General features: G+C 41.2%; 15 protein-coding genes. 10 read left to right on the top strand and 5 right to left on the bottom strand.

Annotation, left to right across the window (positions count from 1 at the left end):
* Positions 1–56 precede the first annotated feature (56 nt).
* The 4 genes from G3T18_RS11620 (at position 57) to G3T18_RS11605 (ending at position 2,617) form a co-directional block, all read left to right on the top strand.
* Positions 57–1,172, top strand: coding sequence for an ABC transporter permease (locus G3T18_RS11620; protein ID WP_224410719.1), 1,116 nt, complete (start codon positions 57–59; stop codon positions 1,170–1,172).
* Between the two features lie 37 nt (positions 1,173–1,209).
* On the top strand, positions 1,210–1,518 hold the full coding sequence (locus G3T18_RS11615) for a BMC domain-containing protein (protein ID WP_224410718.1): 309 nt from the start codon (positions 1,210–1,212) through the stop codon (positions 1,516–1,518).
* 112 nt (positions 1,519–1,630) lie between these two features.
* On the top strand, positions 1,631–1,984 hold the full coding sequence (locus tag G3T18_RS11610) for a carbon dioxide-concentrating mechanism protein CcmK (RefSeq protein ID WP_224410717.1): 354 nt from the start codon (positions 1,631–1,633) through the stop codon (positions 1,982–1,984).
* A gap of 363 nt (positions 1,985–2,347) precedes the next feature.
* Positions 2,348–2,617 (top strand): hypothetical protein, encoded by a 270-nt coding sequence (locus G3T18_RS11605; RefSeq protein ID WP_224410716.1) that lies wholly within the window; start codon positions 2,348–2,350, stop codon positions 2,615–2,617.
* Positions 2,618–2,630: 13 nt separating this feature from the next.
* Here the strand turns inward: G3T18_RS11605 and G3T18_RS11600 are convergent, their stop codons facing one another.
* Positions 2,631–3,446, bottom strand: coding sequence for a BMC domain-containing protein (locus tag G3T18_RS11600; RefSeq protein WP_224410715.1), 816 nt, complete (start codon positions 3,444–3,446; stop codon positions 2,631–2,633).
* 242 nt (positions 3,447–3,688) lie between these two features.
* On the opposite strand from G3T18_RS11600, the gene G3T18_RS11595 reads away from it, so the two are divergent.
* The 4 genes from G3T18_RS11595 to G3T18_RS11575 all read left to right on the top strand — a co-directional run bounded on the left by G3T18_RS11595 (position 3,689) and on the right by G3T18_RS11575 (position 7,796).
* Positions 3,689–3,862: a hypothetical protein gene (locus G3T18_RS11595; protein WP_224410714.1), complete on the top strand. Its 174-nt coding sequence runs from the start codon at positions 3,689–3,691 to the stop codon at positions 3,860–3,862.
* A 72-nt stretch (positions 3,863–3,934) separates the two neighbouring features.
* A complete protein-coding gene (locus G3T18_RS11590; RefSeq protein WP_224410713.1) occupies positions 3,935–5,017 on the top strand; it encodes a RuBisCO accumulation factor 1 in 1,083 nt (360 codons plus the stop codon).
* Between the two features lie 404 nt (positions 5,018–5,421).
* Positions 5,422–6,507 (top strand): YqaE/Pmp3 family membrane protein, encoded by a 1,086-nt coding sequence (locus G3T18_RS11585; RefSeq protein WP_318013957.1) that lies wholly within the window; start codon positions 5,422–5,424, stop codon positions 6,505–6,507.
* A 110-nt stretch (positions 6,508–6,617) separates the two neighbouring features.
* Positions 6,618–7,796, top strand: a complete 1,179-nt coding sequence (locus G3T18_RS11575) for a substrate-binding domain-containing protein (protein ID WP_224410712.1) — start codon at positions 6,618–6,620, stop codon at positions 7,794–7,796.
* Positions 7,797–7,883: 87 nt separating this feature from the next.
* Here G3T18_RS11575 and G3T18_RS11570 read toward each other — a convergent pair whose 3' ends face one another.
* Positions 7,884–10,013: a cache domain-containing protein gene (locus G3T18_RS11570; protein WP_224410711.1), complete on the bottom strand. Its 2,130-nt coding sequence runs from the start codon at positions 10,011–10,013 to the stop codon at positions 7,884–7,886.
* A gap of 674 nt (positions 10,014–10,687) precedes the next feature.
* Here G3T18_RS11570 and G3T18_RS11565 point away from each other — a divergent pair.
* Both G3T18_RS11565 and ccmS read left to right on the top strand, forming a co-directional pair.
* On the top strand, positions 10,688–12,046 hold the full coding sequence (locus G3T18_RS11565) for a serine/threonine protein kinase (RefSeq protein ID WP_224410710.1): 1,359 nt from the start codon (positions 10,688–10,690) through the stop codon (positions 12,044–12,046).
* A 69-nt stretch (positions 12,047–12,115) separates the two neighbouring features.
* A complete protein-coding gene (ccmS, locus tag G3T18_RS11560; protein ID WP_224410709.1) occupies positions 12,116–12,547 on the top strand; it encodes a beta-carboxysome assembly chaperone CcmS in 432 nt (143 codons plus the stop codon).
* Positions 12,548–12,623: 76 nt separating this feature from the next.
* On the opposite strand, the gene G3T18_RS11555 is transcribed toward ccmS, so the two are convergent.
* The 3 genes from G3T18_RS11555 to G3T18_RS11545 all read right to left on the bottom strand — a co-directional run bounded on the left by G3T18_RS11555 (position 12,624) and on the right by G3T18_RS11545 (position 14,871).
* Complete coding sequence (locus tag G3T18_RS11555) at positions 12,624–12,959, bottom strand: ribulose bisphosphate carboxylase small subunit (protein ID WP_224410708.1); 336 nt, start codon at positions 12,957–12,959, stop codon at positions 12,624–12,626.
* Between the two features lie 37 nt (positions 12,960–12,996).
* Complete coding sequence (rcbX, locus tag G3T18_RS11550) at positions 12,997–13,383, bottom strand: RuBisCO chaperone RbcX (RefSeq protein WP_224410707.1); 387 nt, start codon at positions 13,381–13,383, stop codon at positions 12,997–12,999.
* Positions 13,384–13,452: 69 nt separating this feature from the next.
* Positions 13,453–14,871, bottom strand: a complete 1,419-nt coding sequence (locus G3T18_RS11545) for a form I ribulose bisphosphate carboxylase large subunit (RefSeq protein ID WP_224410706.1) — start codon at positions 14,869–14,871, stop codon at positions 13,453–13,455.
* Positions 14,872–15,322 lie beyond the last annotated feature (451 nt).

Genomic DNA, 15,322 nt, shown 5'->3' with positions numbered 1-15,322 from the left:
ATAAAGCCGTCCGATCGGGACGGGGCTAATAACCCAAATTTTTCGGTAAGGTATCTATGAAGTGGTGGCAAAAACTAAAAAAGAATCCTTTAGCTCGTTTTGGGGCAACGGTACTATTGATTTTATACCTAGCCGTCATCGCAGCAGATTTTGTTGCCCCTTACGATCCTTATGCTTCCCAAGTAAACAGTTCTCTACTGCCACCGACAACAATTTATTGGCGTAACCAAGCAGGAGAATTCATCGGACCTCACGTTTATCCCACTACCCAAGGTCCAACCGACCCCGAAACCGGATCTCGCGAACTAAGGGTAGATTTCGCTCGACCTTCTCCCATACGTTTGTTTGTTCGCGGTTCAGAATATAAATTCCTCCAAATTCGCCTACCTCTACCACCAAAGTTTGCCGAAGTAACTCTTTTTCCTGGCATCCCACTCGATCTTCACTTATTTGGTACAGTCGGTTCAGGTAATATTAATCTTCTTGGTACTGACGAACAAGGTCGCGACCAATTTAGTCGCTTGCTCTTTGGCGGTAGAATTAGCCTGAGTATTGGTTTAATCGGGATCGCGATTTCTTTTCCTCTGGGAATGCTCGTTGGGGGTATTTCTGGCTATTTTGGCGGCTGGACTGATACCTTTTTCATGCGTTTTGTTGAAGTGCTGATGACAATTCCAAGTATCTATTTGTTAGTCGCGCTGGCGGCAATTTTACCTCCAGGTTTAACAAGCGCCCAACGATTTTTGCTGATTGTGGTAATTACTTCTTTTATTAGTTGGGCGGGACTAGCGCGGGTAATTCGCGGACAGGTACTTTCGCTCAAACAACGAGAGTTTGTTGATGCGGCTAGGGCGATGGGAGCAAATCCTTTTTACATTATTATCCGTCATGTTTTGCCCCAAACTGCCAGTTATATTATTATTTCTGCAACCTTAGCGGTGCCAGCGTTTATCGTTGCGGAATCAGTTCTCAGTTTGATTGGTTTAGGTATTCAGCAACCCGATCCTAGTTGGGGTAATTTGCTTTCTTTAGCTACTAATGCTTCGATTTTAGTTCTCCAACCTTGGTTAATTTGGCCTCCCGCTATTCTGATTGTCTTGACTGTGTTATCTTTTAATTTGCTTGGGGATGGTTTACGAGATGCCCTCGATCCCCGTAGTTTGGAACGATAATTTAGATTTACCCTCATTTGAGGTCTGGAGCAAGACGATGCCAGAAGCGGTCGGAGTGATTGAAACATTAGGTTTTCCAGCAATTTTAGCCGCAGCCGATGCCTCGGTAAAAGCGGCGCGAGTGACGCTGGTTTATTTTGATAAAGCAGAAAGCGGTCGCTTTTATATTGCTATTCGGGGGGGGATTTCCGAAGTTAAACCCGCGATCGCGGCAGGAATTGAAGCCGCCGAAGCAGCTTATGGCGGTCAAGTTATTACTCATTATATTGTCCCCAACCCACCCGAAAATGTGGAATCGGTTCTGCCTTTAGAATATACCGAAGAGGTGGAACAGTTCCGCATTTGAAGCTGAAGTTAACTAAGTTAACTATTGATAGTTTTAACCAAATTTGTTAGTTGGGGCTAGTACAATAATTCTTGAATTATCAAATAGCCCATCAAAAGCGAGGAAAAAGGCGATGTCATTACAGGCGGTTGGTTCGATCGAAACTAAAGGTTTTCCAGGTATTTTAGCAGCAGCAGACGCAATGGTGAAATCAGGTCGCGTCACGCTGGTGGGTTATATTCGAGTCGGTAGCGCTCGTTTTACTGTGAATATCCGGGGAGATGTCTCGGAAGTTAAAAGAGCTATGGAAGCGGGAATAGAGGCAGTAGAACGCGCTTACGGCGCCACTCTAGAATCTTGGGTAATTATTCCTCGTCCTCACGAAAATGTGGAGTGTGTTTTACCAATTGAGTATAACGATAAAGTAGAACGCTTCCGCGAGGCGGTGGAAATACCTAGAATTCCGGGAAATGGCGTGAGAAGGTAGGCAATCTAGACCCGATCTAAATTATAGAGACGTAGCAGTGCTACGTCTCTATCGGTTTTTTGTATATTTTTTTACCGCTAAATGTTGCGATATATCAATCAAACGGAGGAGATACTTGTATGTTTGTAACCTTCTGCTGCTGAAAATTGTCCAGTCTTTACATATTTAACATTCTCTTAAAAGAAAGCGATCTGGGCTTTTGAATTGGGTTTAATTCATGGGAAGGTCAAAGAGAGATTGTTTCAGCAAGCAAGCTGCGATCGCTCCTTGGTCTGTAAACCTCGGTAATAAATATTACCTTGATTGGCTAAAGTCGGGAACTACTCCAACTACATTTTGCCCTTTATTGTGAGTTGTAAAAAAATGTCCGATCGCCCTGAACAACAACTAGCCCACGAATTTCGTCACGAACGTACTATTCGCCGCACTGCTGTACTCTTAGATAGAAAGCGCAAGCGCATCCGTGAAGATATCCAGCAACTAATCGCGCACATGGCTTTTTTAGTACCAACAATCGAAATTTCCCAATCTGGAAGCGAAACCCAAGCCGACTTACTGCAAGAAGCCCTCTTACGTTTGGGAGATGATGCTTTCGCCCAAATGGTCGTGCAAATCATGCAAGAATTAAAGTAGTTAAGCAAGAGGATTATTGCTGTTTTCGTTCAATTTCTAAAGGTATTTTGTCTAATTCTGGCAATTCAAGCGGCTGCGGTTGTTCTTCTTGCACAGTAATAGGTAAAGCAGGTTGCTTTTCTGTTTCCTTGACCTTTTTCGGTAACATAACAGGTAAAGGTTCCGGTTTATCTAACCAGTAACTAGCCACAGGTAGCGTATGTTCCAAATCCTCCATCAATCTCGGAATGACCATCACTGAATGCAATTCCCCGATTCTCTCAGCTTCGTACATTCCCGCTTCGATCGCCACTGCCACATTCGCCACCGAACCCCGAATAATCGCCGTACACAAACCATCGCCAATCGTTTCATAAGAAGCCAACTGAACATCAGCCGCTTTTAGCATCGCATCAGCCGCACCCACCATCGCCGGAAACCCTCTCGTTTCCAACAAACCAATCGAATTGTTACTGAGGCGACTATAACCCTGCTCTTGTTGAGCTAATTCTACCAAACGAGTCCCAATCGGGAATACTGCTTCTAAATTAGCCATCGGTCGAGGAATAACCGTTTTTCCCACTAACTGTCCAAACTGGGCGGCAGTTTTTGCTCCCTCTTCCACAGCGAGGCGAACATCGGCAGTTTTCCCACGCACGATCGCCGTACAATAACCACTACCAATTTTTTCGTAACCCACCAGCGTTACTTCTGCCGATTTCAGCATCATATCAGCAGTCCCGACGATCGCCGGAAAACTTGTCGTCGATATTAAACCCAGAGCGCTTTCCGCACTTCTTTGCTGTTGCCTCGTCTGTCGAGGGGGGAGTCGTTTTGTTTGGACATCCATGATTTAAAACCCGATCGTTTACTCTACCATTGACACTCCTCTGCTTAAAGGCGAGAGGATTCTCGCTTCAACGGGAGAACCTAGATGATGATTAGCAAGCTAATTATAATCCCCGGATTCTTTACCCTCGGCGAGCATTTTTCGGGTCTGCCCGACCCTACTAACCTACTCTAAAAATATATCTTTGAGCTTTCCTACCCTGCTTCCATCATAAGTTAGTTTAAGGAAAAACTTAATTAATTGTGAAGCTTTGGCAACTGAAGCGCAATTTAATGGTAAGAGCAACGATGGCTTCGCCGACGCGCTTTGCGCCTCAACATATTTACTTCTATTATCCCTTAACGCGATCGCTCTTGGCTAGACTAAAAATATATAAAATTGTTATCACCAGAATATGTTCAGAAAATCAACCCTAAGTTAGTCAAATATTCCTAGCCACCTCTTGTGCGAAACTGGTAATTATCTAGACAATTTTACTTAGTACCGTAATGACTCAAAATCCACAGAATACCCAATCTCAACTATCAGAATCAGAAGCACTACAATTATTAACCTCCCTGCGTCACAAAGAAGGCACTTGGGTAGAGTGGGGACAAAACTGCCAAAAATTGCAAAAAGCAGGCTACAACTCACAAACTCTTTTTGAAGAAACCGGAATTGAACCAGTACAGCAAAACCAAATTATTGTTGCTGCTCAAGTTTATGAAAGTATCATTCAAGCAGGTGCTTCCGAAGAGATAAAAACTTATTTCCAAGGACCCAAAAGTGACATTCTTTATGAATTTCGGATTCTTTATGGCAAACAACGTCTTGCTGCTGCTGAATTAGCCAAAGAAAAGCAAATAGATGTAGATGGAGCGCACGAAGTTGCCAGAGCAATTAAAGACTTTTCTCGTTATAGTAAAAACTTGCCCGAAGGATTTACTAATCATCCCGGCGATGCCGTTGCTTATCAATGTTGGAAAGTTGCCAGGGCAAAAAAAGACATTCAAGATCGTTCCCGTTTAATTGCGAAAGGATTGCAATTTGCTCACTCGGCTTCAGCTAGAGAACAAATCGAAAAATTGCTCACAGATTTTTCCGTTGTTCCCACACGCAAAGCACCTTTGTTACCAGTTTATCGCCAAGAAACCGAAGCAGAATTAGCGAGAATTGTACCCGTAGCTGGAACCTTACCTTTAACTGTCAAAGAAATCGAAACAGTTGCGCCTTTAGAGGAAATTGAACCCTTCCGCATCGTTAAATATTCCGGCAAGGGTGCTGTTATCGCCCTTCCCGGTTGGCAAGCAATTTTAAAAGCAACAGACCCAGTAGCAATTTTATGTCAAAGCGAACAACTTCCCAATACTTCTAGTAACAAATCCGAAGAAGTTGTCGCTGTGGTAGACAGAGAAGTAACCGAATGGAATGTTAACAGTTACTTTCTCGTTGCTAACGAAGAAAATGTTGAAATTCACTGGTTTGAAGAGTTACCAGAAATGCCAATTTTAGGGCAACTTTTGCTCATCTTGCGTGCGAAAAAAATCATCGACGAAAACAATATTACCGAACCCTGGCAAATGGACGATTAAATAAGTTAGTAGTCAGGGCTTTAGCCCTGATGAAAAAAACTCTAGCCTGAAAAAACAGTTACTAGTTGTTAGTTATTATTCCAATTAGTTTTAGCCCCTAATCCCCAGTTCGCAATGACAACAAGAACAGTTAAAACCGTGTAAACTTAACGAGAATTGCATCTATGACTAACCAAGATACCAGTATAATCGAAAAAGAACATTAAAGAATTACTAAACGAGTTAATTGCAAATGGGAATGATTTACTTGATGAGTTGCGTATTCGCCATCGATAGCCTGAATCTAAAGAAGACTAAATTAATAAACTTTGAGTTTAGTTAGTCAACTTTCCTTGTCTAAAAATTTCTTGGTGAGTAGATTAGTAGAATTGAATTAAAAGAAGGCTTTTTCAGCGAGAAAATCTATGGAAACACGACACCAGCCAGGTAACATAATTAGCAGCCGCTATCGTATTGTTGCACCTCTGGGTGAGGGGGGCTTTAGTACGACTTACGAAGCGGAAGATTTGACGAATTACCAGCGTGTGGCACTGAAGGCGCTATCATTGCGTTATGTGCAGGATTGGAAGGTTTTAGAGTTATTTGAGCGAGAAGCAAGAATTCTAGCGAATTTGCAACATCCAGGAATTCCGGCGTATAAAGACTATTTTCACGAAGATACAGAGAGCGATCGCCATTTCTATCTCGTACAGGAAATGGTTTCTGGTACTTCCTTAGCGGATCTTGTGGCTAGTGGTTGGCACGCTACGGAAGCAGAAGTGAAACAGATCGCCACTCAAATATTATCTATTTTAGATTATTTGCATCAACTGATGCCGCCTGTGATTCATCGGGATATCAAACCGAAAAATATTATTCGCCAAAGTGACGGCAAAATATTTTTAGTGGATTTTGGTGCAGTCCAAGATGTTTATCGCAATACCATGACGGCTGGGGGTACATTTGTTGGTACTTTTGGTTATATGCCACCGGAACAATATCGCGGACAAGCGTTTTTTTCCTCAGATTTGTATAGTTTAGGCGCAACCTTAATCTTTTTATTAACACATCGATCGCCCACAGAATTACCGCAAAAACGCCTCAAAATTAATTTCCGCGATCGCGTCCAAATCTCCTCTGACTTGGCTAATTGGTTGGATAAAATCCTCGAACCCGCCGCCGAAGACCGCTTCCAGACTGCCAAACAAGCCCAACAAGCCTTGGAAAAACCGGAAATTCCCACAATTCCCACTTATCCGATGCGTCCCAGGCGATCGCCACAGCCCGCAAATAACAATCTGAAACCCATCCAAATTGGCTTTTTTGATAAAAACAACACACCCTACATTGTCCGGCTACTGATTGCAGTTTGGTTGCCTCCTCTAGGTACATATTTACAAGTAGGCTTAACTCAAAACTTCTGGATTAATATATTTTTGAGCATTATCGCCGTTCCTTTGGGAATTATCCATGCAATTTGGTTAATTACCCGAAATAAACCTCTTCAGTAAAATTACTCACAGTCTCCAACTGAAAAATTGTAAATTAGTGTATTCACCAAACTAAAAAGCGGATTTTTTGGATATATAATTAAAGTGAATTTTAGCTGCGGAATTTGACAATGAAAATTAAACGTCAGATGAGCTTTGTGTTGGCGGGGATTCTTTTGCTAGGAGCAAATGGTTGCGCTGGTAGCAAAGAAGATGCCGAAGTACCAACCCCTAGTACATCAGGTTCAGCTAGCCCTACAGACGTCGAAATACAAGAAGATGTTATAGTTGATGGATCGACCGTAGTTTTTCCCGCTTCGGACGCGATTTCCAAAAAATTTATGACCGATAATCCCGAACTTCGGGTAACTGTTGGTTTATCTAATTCTGAGGTTAGTTTTAAACGATTTTGCCTCGGAGATACGGACATGGCAGGCGCTTCTCGCCCCATTAGTAAAGCAGAAATGGATATTTGTGAAGCCAACAATGTCCAATTTGTCGAAGTACCTTATTTGTTCGAGGTAGTTACTCTCGTAGTTCACCCTAACAACGACTGGGCAAGCTGCCTTACTTTAGAACAAGTTAAAGAAATTTGGCAACCTGTACCTGAAGAAGGAGAAGCTGCAACCTTAGTAGCAACTCCGCCAAGCCCAGAAGGAGAAACTGAAACTCCCGAAAAAATAGAAAAGATCGAAAATTGGAATCAAATTAATCAAGAATATCCCGCCCGCGAAATCGTTCTTTACGGACCGGATAATGATTCCGATACCTATGAATACTTTGCTGATACAGTTATTGAACAAAACGCAGATACCCGCGTCGATTATAATCTCTCCGAACAGCAAACAGAAGTTATTGAGAATGTAAAAGCTAATCCTAACAGTCTTGGCTTTGTTAACTTAGGTAATTATCAAGCTTATTACCAAGAAGAAGAAACTACCGACCAAGAAAAACTGGAACAAAAGGAAAATCCGATTAAGCTAGTACCTATTGATAATGGTAGCGAACAATGTGTAGAACCAACTCCAGAAATGGTTTATAACGGTAATTACAAACCTTTAAGTCGTCCTTTGTTTTTATACATTAATAAAGGTTCCTTAGAAACCCGTGATGGTGTCCAAGAATTGACCGAGTATCTGTTTGATTCTGATAATGAGACTGTTTACTTAGAAGCTGGTTACTTACCTTTGTCAGGAAGCATTCTTAACCTTGCTAAGAAACGATTAGACAATCTGACTACTGGTTCCATTTTTGAAGGCGAATCTGTCGCTGCGGACAAACTACTTGAGATGTTGAAAGAGGCTGAATAATTAAGCTTATAGTTGGTGCTTTAGCTAGAAATATTCAGTCGAACATTGAAAGTTAAAGCCCAACTACAAACTGTCTTTTTCCTTGGCTTAGGAAAATACCAAAATAGTGATAATTAACAGTAATTTCATAATGCAGGGGAAGAAAAGTAATTTAGGAATCAAGTTATTTTTATATTTTACAAATCCCAGTTTCTTTTCAGAAAGTAATAAAATAGCCAGCACAGCTACTAAAAAGATAAAGAAGTAGAGGACAAAATAGAAATATTCAAAATAAAGAATTCCTTTAGTGACTATTTCTTCCCTTACCGTGATTTGGTCGAGGATAACAATAAAAACAAAACCGCCACAAGCCCCTAAAACCTCCATTGCATTGTCATCATTAGAAACTAAAAGAAGCGCAAAGAGTAGCGAGACCACAATCATTATTGGTCCGACACGAGAAATAAATGGAGCAATAAAATCTCTTTGCAAGACAATGGTAAAATGAAGTTCCGGAACTCTAGTTTTGATAACGCTATTTAATACGCCAAATTTAGTGTTATAATTCTTGAATTCGTATTCAAAAAAGCTATCTGCTAGGTTCCATTTAGTTAAAACAATATCCTCAGCAATTCCCGGTCTAGCTTTCGGGTTAATTACTGGATAACTTACTAAATCTGGAACTAGAATAATTTGGCGGTTTAAATCTTGACGATTAAAATCTTGATGCCAAATCCTTATTTGTACATCTTTAGCGTCAAAAGGATAATAGGAAAAATCAAAATCTTGACGCAGAGTAGCCTCGAAATACCAACCAATAACTGTACTATTAGTTTCTTCGACGCGATAAACTTCTTTGATTTCCAAATCGTTGCCATCTAAAGCATCGGGAAGGAAAAACCCTTGAGATAAATCATCATGAATTCCTGGGCGATATCTTTGCCAAATATAGCCCGTAATAAAAACGTCATTGGAAGTAGCAAAGTCAAGAGATTGAATAAAAACACCTGTAGGAACATAGATTGGTGGTTGCTGATTTAATCTTTTGCTTAACTCTACTTGGGGAGCTAATAACTGTTGTACTCCTGTCTGACTTAATAACAAATCGCGAGTAGATGTATAGTTACGTCCTCTCAGTGCTAAATACCAAATAAAACCAATTTCTAAAGCAAATAATAAGGTAGCTATGGAAGAAACAATCCACAAACGTTTGGTATTGCCTAAATATGCCCGTAAGATGAGAATTGACAAGGAAATTAAACACCACAGGACAGCTAAACTAAGCCAGATAACTTGTCGTCTGGTAGTTAGGGTGTCGGGCAAAATTTCATCTTGAATAAAGACAATACCGACTGTCCAGCCATTGAGGTCGAGTTGTCGTAAAAATAACCAGGAACTTTGTCCAGTAACTTCATCACTCAAGGAAGTTTCTACTGGTTCGTTGTTAAGAGCTTTAATCAGGTTATCGCGTAAATCTTCACTTTCTTGTTCGTAGGTAATGTTAAAAATATTTTCTAAACTTTTAACGTATTCTTCGTTAGGATGATAGAGAAAAACGCCACTCTCGGAGAGAATAAACCCGTAACCAGTTCTACCTAGTTTGAGCGAGTTCATCAGTTCTTGGAATTTTCCCAAAGAATACTCAGTGTAAACTACTCCTCGAAATTCTTTGTTTTCACCAGTAGAATTGTAAAAGGGTGTATAAAATCCTACTACCGGATCGTCACTTTCGGGATTTTTTAGTTCTGCATAAGGTTCGCCCCAATTTGGACCTCTTTGTTTTGTATTTAAGTACCAGAGATACTTGGGTCGCGTGTAGTTATAAATTGCTTCTAATTGACTTTGTTGGAGTTCGTTGTTAATTCTTGTAACCGATGGTGCATACAGCCTGACATCTTCTGCATAAGCATAAGGTGCGTAAGCTACACCAATGTCGGAAAGATTGGGATCTTTTTCAATATCTAATTCTAATCTGGCGAAAACTTCTTCGTCGGATAATCTACCCGAACTCAAATCGTTAGCGATAGCAAGGGCAATGTCTTGGGCAAAACGCAGTTCTCGTTCTAATTGTAAACTTACTCGGACAGTTGCTCGTTTGGCATCGAGTCTCGCTGCGTCGAAGCGTCGCTTTTGACTCCAGGAATAAAACAATGCGCCAAATAATGCTAAAGATAAAGTAATCAAACAAAAATTGCGTGTGGTGTTAAAGGCGATTTTTTGCCAATTTTTTTCATTCATTTTTGCTGCCTCTCCTGATTTCTAGCTTGGCAAGTTCTCGGGCGGTTGATGATATTAGTTTTCGCGTCGATACATTCAAACAGCAAAATTACATTGTTGCACTTTGCTTTTAACGAGAAAAAGTTTTCGTAAGCTCGATCTATATATTTGACTCATATTTCCAATTATGTCAAGCGGTAGATGCGTGATTCTATATTTGTATTTCTTAAGAAAAGCCCGGAAACTGCTTGATAAGGCTGGAAAAAGTTTTTTGCTCTTCTGGAAACGTGCGATCGCTGATAATAAAATTTTTGCTGAGACTGTATTTAAGTCTTATCTTGAGTATTTTGAGCGAGAAAATTTAATTTTTTCTAAACTATTTCTACTCTTTACTTTTGCTCGTCAAGCGGGGATCTTTACAATCACAAAATATGTTTAAAAGCAAGCAAAATTAATATTTGTTTATAATTTGTCGGTCGTGTGACAACTGGGAGTTTTTAGCTAAGAAATCTCTCTTAATTAAGGTTAGTCAAGGCTCTCTAGCAATTGACCAAATCTTGAGCTAGTAGCTAAGATAGGGAAAACGTAAATCTCCAGGCTGGGCAAGCTAAACATTAAGTTAAATTAGCGAAGTGAGAAATGTTTGGCGAGGGCGCAAAGGTTAGTTGACTGGAGGCTTGGAATGGAGAAAGCCGATGGAAAATTTACACTCGCCAGGTAAAGTAGTTGGCGAACGTTATCGTATTGTTGCACCTTTGGGTGAAGGTGGTTTTAGCACGACTTACGAAGCTGAAGATTTGACGAACTACCAGCGAGTTGCGTTTAAAGCCTTATCGTTGCGTTATCTGGAAGATTGGAAAGTTTTAGAATTATTTGAGCGAGAAGCAAAGATTTTGGCAAATCTGAACCATCCAGGTATACCCAAATACATCGACTATTTTCATGAAGATACCGAGAGCGATCGCCACTTTTATTTAGTACAAGAAATTGTTTCCGGTACTTCCTTAGCCGATCTTATCGCTAGTGGATGGCACGCTACGGCTGCTGAAGTCAAAGACATCGCCACTCAAGTGTTAGAAATACTTGACTATCTCCACCGCCTCAATCCACCAGTAATTCATCGAGATATTAAACCGAAAAATATTATCCGCCAAAGCGACGGCAAAATATTTTTAGTTGATTTTGGTGCAGTCCAAGATGTTTATCGCAATACCATGACTGCCGGAGGTACATTTGTCGGTACTTTCGGTTATATGCCACCAGAACAATATCGCGGACAAGCATATTTTTCCTCAGATTTATATAGTTTAGGTGCAACTTTAATCTTTTTATTAACTCATCGCTCGCCAGCCGATTTGCCGCAAAAACGCTTAAAAATTAGTTTCCGCCAACGAGTACAAATCGCACCTTATTTCGCAGATTGGTTAGAGAAAATGCTTGAACCTACTGCTGAAGATCGCTTTCAAACAGCAAAAGAAGCCCTAAAAGCTTTGAACGAAAGACCAAACAATCTATCCTTTATTTCTTCACTCAGCTTAAGCAGGCAAAAACCTGCGGGTAGTAAAATTAAATTACGAAAGAATAGCCGATTTTTAGTTGCTGAAATTCCACCATCAGGATTTACCCTAGAAGTTATCGGACTTACTTTTTTCGCTGTATTCTGGAACGCAATTATCTTACCTTTCTTTTTGGGGGCAATCTTCCACGGGGGAAGCTTTTTCATTTTGTTTATCCTTCCTCACGTATGTATCGGCTTGTGGTTGATTGGGCGAATTTTGTTTGCGATCGCCGGAAAAATCCGTTTAGAGATCGATTCTCAGAAGTTTTCCCTACAGTGGAGTATCGGCTCTCGTCCTATTTACTCATTTAAAGGAAGCACCGCCGCCATTAGCAAGGTAGAAGTAGACACTCAAGTTAGTTCCAAAGGACGAAAAACGATTACCTGCGCTATTTGGGAAGGAATTCGCCAACACAAATTTGGTTCGATGATGAAGTTGGTAGAAAAAGAATGGTTAGTCGAAGAAATTTCCTCTTTCTTGAAATCTCTTCGCTAGTTGCGTTGAGATAATAATTAATTGTAGGCTAGGCATAACCCAGCAACATCTTGACAAAAATAAGTAACAATGTTTGGAATTAATAAATCTTCTCCCCCTCGCAATCAAAACGACTGGCAATATCAATTAGATAAATTTGTCAAGTCTCATCAGCAAGAATTAGCCGCCCTAGCTTGGGGACTGTCTCAGGAACAAGGAGAAACAACAGATACTCTCGGTATAGATATCAAACCCACACCTCATTTTGTTTGTTGTCCCAAAACAGCGATCGAAACTTTAAACCAAAATGCCAACAATCACTTACAAGAAATTCTGGGGCTTGTCGAAGGTTATCAACCAGAAGTAGAAGTTTTAATGATTGGTATCGGTGAAGGTGAAATCAAACTCATTTATTTCCAACCGGAAACTCCTCCACCCCAATGTTTTGAACAATTAGGACAAAATACCAATTCACTTTTAACTAATCTCGAAGAGCAAATGAAGCAAGAGTTAAAAATTTGAGAGACAATAATCATCGCAAATAGGGGCAATCCCCCTGTGGTTGCCCCTAGATTTTTTAGCCTAATTTTCTAACTAATTAGTATCTGCTAGTACCAGGCTTGTAAACGATAAAGCTAACAGTTTGACACTGCTTAATATTGTCAAAACCAACTACCCGAATATAAGAATCCGAGTATTCAGCACGACACTCGCGTACTTCATTCAATACATCTTGAGGGCTTTGAGCATCAAATAAAGGTAACTTCCACAAAGTCCAGTGGTGGTCTGCGGGTTGAGGATCTTTTTCAAACTCAACCGCAGGAATAAAGCCTTGATCCAACATATAGTCAATTTGTCGAGCAATTTGCTGGTCAGTCAAAGGCGGTAAGTAAGAAAGAGTTTCGTAACGTTTCTCTTTAGCTAATGTTTTCATTGTTTTTCCTTAGTTTGAAGTCGAAATTAACAGTTTTTTAGTCTGGAGAATCATTAATATCTAACTCTGGGTCAGATATTTCTGGTTCAGACTGGGTGAGGCGTTCTAACAGTTCGCGACGGTTTTTGACATTTGCCTCTTGAATGCCAGTCAGCACCATTTCTGGGAGAAAGTCTAGGACTTGTTCGGCGATATGTTCTCGCACTGTCAAAATTCGTAAGACTAAATCTTTACGGTCTTGCATTAGTCCTTGCAGGTAGGCTTCTCCATCCTGAATATTGGTTCGGGACGAATATTGCCTCAACCAAATTGCTTGAGAAGGATTCGTTTCCGATAATTGATCGATAATTGTCATCACAGCCTGATAAGTCAGGTAACTTTGGACAATTTTTGCCGTATCTCTGGCAATCTTTTTTGGATACATTTTTGCCTACCCTTCCCTCCCAGCCAGTAGGAACGCAGCTTGAGGCTACGTCCCCAGGAAACACAATTTTTACAGAGTGTCCACAGCGTCGAACTCGAACTTGATTTCTTTCCAGAGTTCGCAAGCTGCTTTCAGTTCCGGAGACCAACGGGCTGCTTCACGAATAACATCGTTACCTTCCCGTGCTAAGGAACGACCTTCGTTACGAGCTTGGATACAAGCTTCTAAAGCTACGCGGTTAGCGGTTGCACCAGGAGCGTTACCCCAAGGGTGTCCGAGAGTACCACCACCAAACTGTAAGCAAGAGTCATCGCCGAAGATTTCGACTAATGCGGGCATATGCCAAACGTGAATACCACCGGAAGCTACAGGCATTACACCGGGTATGGAAGCCCAATCTTGGGTGAAGAAAATACCGCGAGAACGGTCTTCTTCGATGTGGTCTTCGCGCATGAGGTCAACAAAGCCCATTGTGATCCCGCGTTCGCCTTCGAGTTTACCAACGACAGTACCGGAGTGGAGGTGGTCACCTCCAGAGAGGCGTAAGCACTTAGCTAAAACGCGGAAGTGAATCCCGTGGATTTTTTGACGGTCGATAACTGCGTGCATTGCGCGGTGGATGTGCAGCATCACGCCGTTGTCACGACACCAGCGAGCGAGGGTGGTGTTAGCGGTGAAACCACCTGTGAGGTAGTCGTGCATGATGATGGGCGTGTTAATTTCTTTGGCGAATTCAGCCCGTTGCATCATTTGCTCGCAAGTTGGAGCGGTCACGTTGAGGTAATGACCTTTCATTTCGTTGGTTTCAGCTTGGGCTTTTTCAATAGCTTCTTGAACGAACAGGAAGCGATCGCGCCAGCGCATAAAGGGCTGCGAGTTGATGTTTTCGTCGTCTTTGGTGAAGTCTAAACCACCACGCAGACATTCGTATACTGCACGACCGTAGTTTTTCGCCGATAAACCGAGTTTCGGCTTAATTGTACAGCCGAGTAATGGACGACCGTATTTGTTCAGTTTGTCGCGCTCAACCGTAATTCCGTGGGGTGGTCCTTGGAAAGTTTTCACCAACGCGATCGGGAAGCGAATATCTTCTAAACGCAATGCCCGCAGTGCTTTGAATCCAAAAACGTTTCCCACAATAGAGGTCAGGATGTTGGTGACTGACCCTTCTTCAAATAAATCTAACGGATAAGCAACAAAGCAGAAGAATTGATTATCTTCTCCGGGAACTGGCTCGATATCATAGCAACGACCTTTATAACGGTCTAAGTCGGTTAGTCCGTCTGTCCATACTGTTGTCCAGGTTCCTGTGGAAGATTCAGCAGCTACAGCCGCTCCTGCTTCTTCTGGAGGTACACCAGGTTGGGGAGTTACCCGAAAGGCTGCTAACAAGTCTGTATCTTTCGGGGTGTAGTCTGGGGTGTAATAAGTTAACCGATAGTCCTTTACCCCTGCCTTAAATCCTGATGATGATTTTGCTTGTACCACTTTGCTTTTCTCCTTAATCCGGAAGCGTATTTTTCTTAGATGAATTCTGCTGCTATAGCACTTGGCGTTTTCAACCAGAAACAAAAACGCTTATTAGCACAGCTAGCTCTTAGAAAATTTTTGAGTCAAATTTAACTTCGACTGTTTTTTGTTGAATTTCAGCTTAACACAAAACTTAGCTTTTTTTACACAACACTTCTTTACTTTTTGCCGATTTTCGATTGTTAGTTTCTCTCTTACATATTAACTAAACTAATGTTTAGTTACTAAAGCTCAAAAACCGTAACGAATCATTAACAACAAGCACAAAACGATCGACTTTACCCTAATGAAAGACGAGAATATTTCTAATTAGAGTCTTAGAATCGATTGCTAACTATGAGCAAGAAACAAAGCTTTAATTTTGTTTACATTACTAACTTGATAAAACTGATTTAACTAGCCATTCATT

This window comes from Oscillatoria salina IIICB1, assembly GCF_020144665.1.
GTDB lineage: Bacteria > Cyanobacteriota > Cyanobacteriia > Cyanobacteriales > SIO1D9 > IIICB1.
The sequence above is the reverse complement of the archived record's forward strand: the minus strand, read 5'-3'. Positions and strand labels throughout refer to the sequence as shown.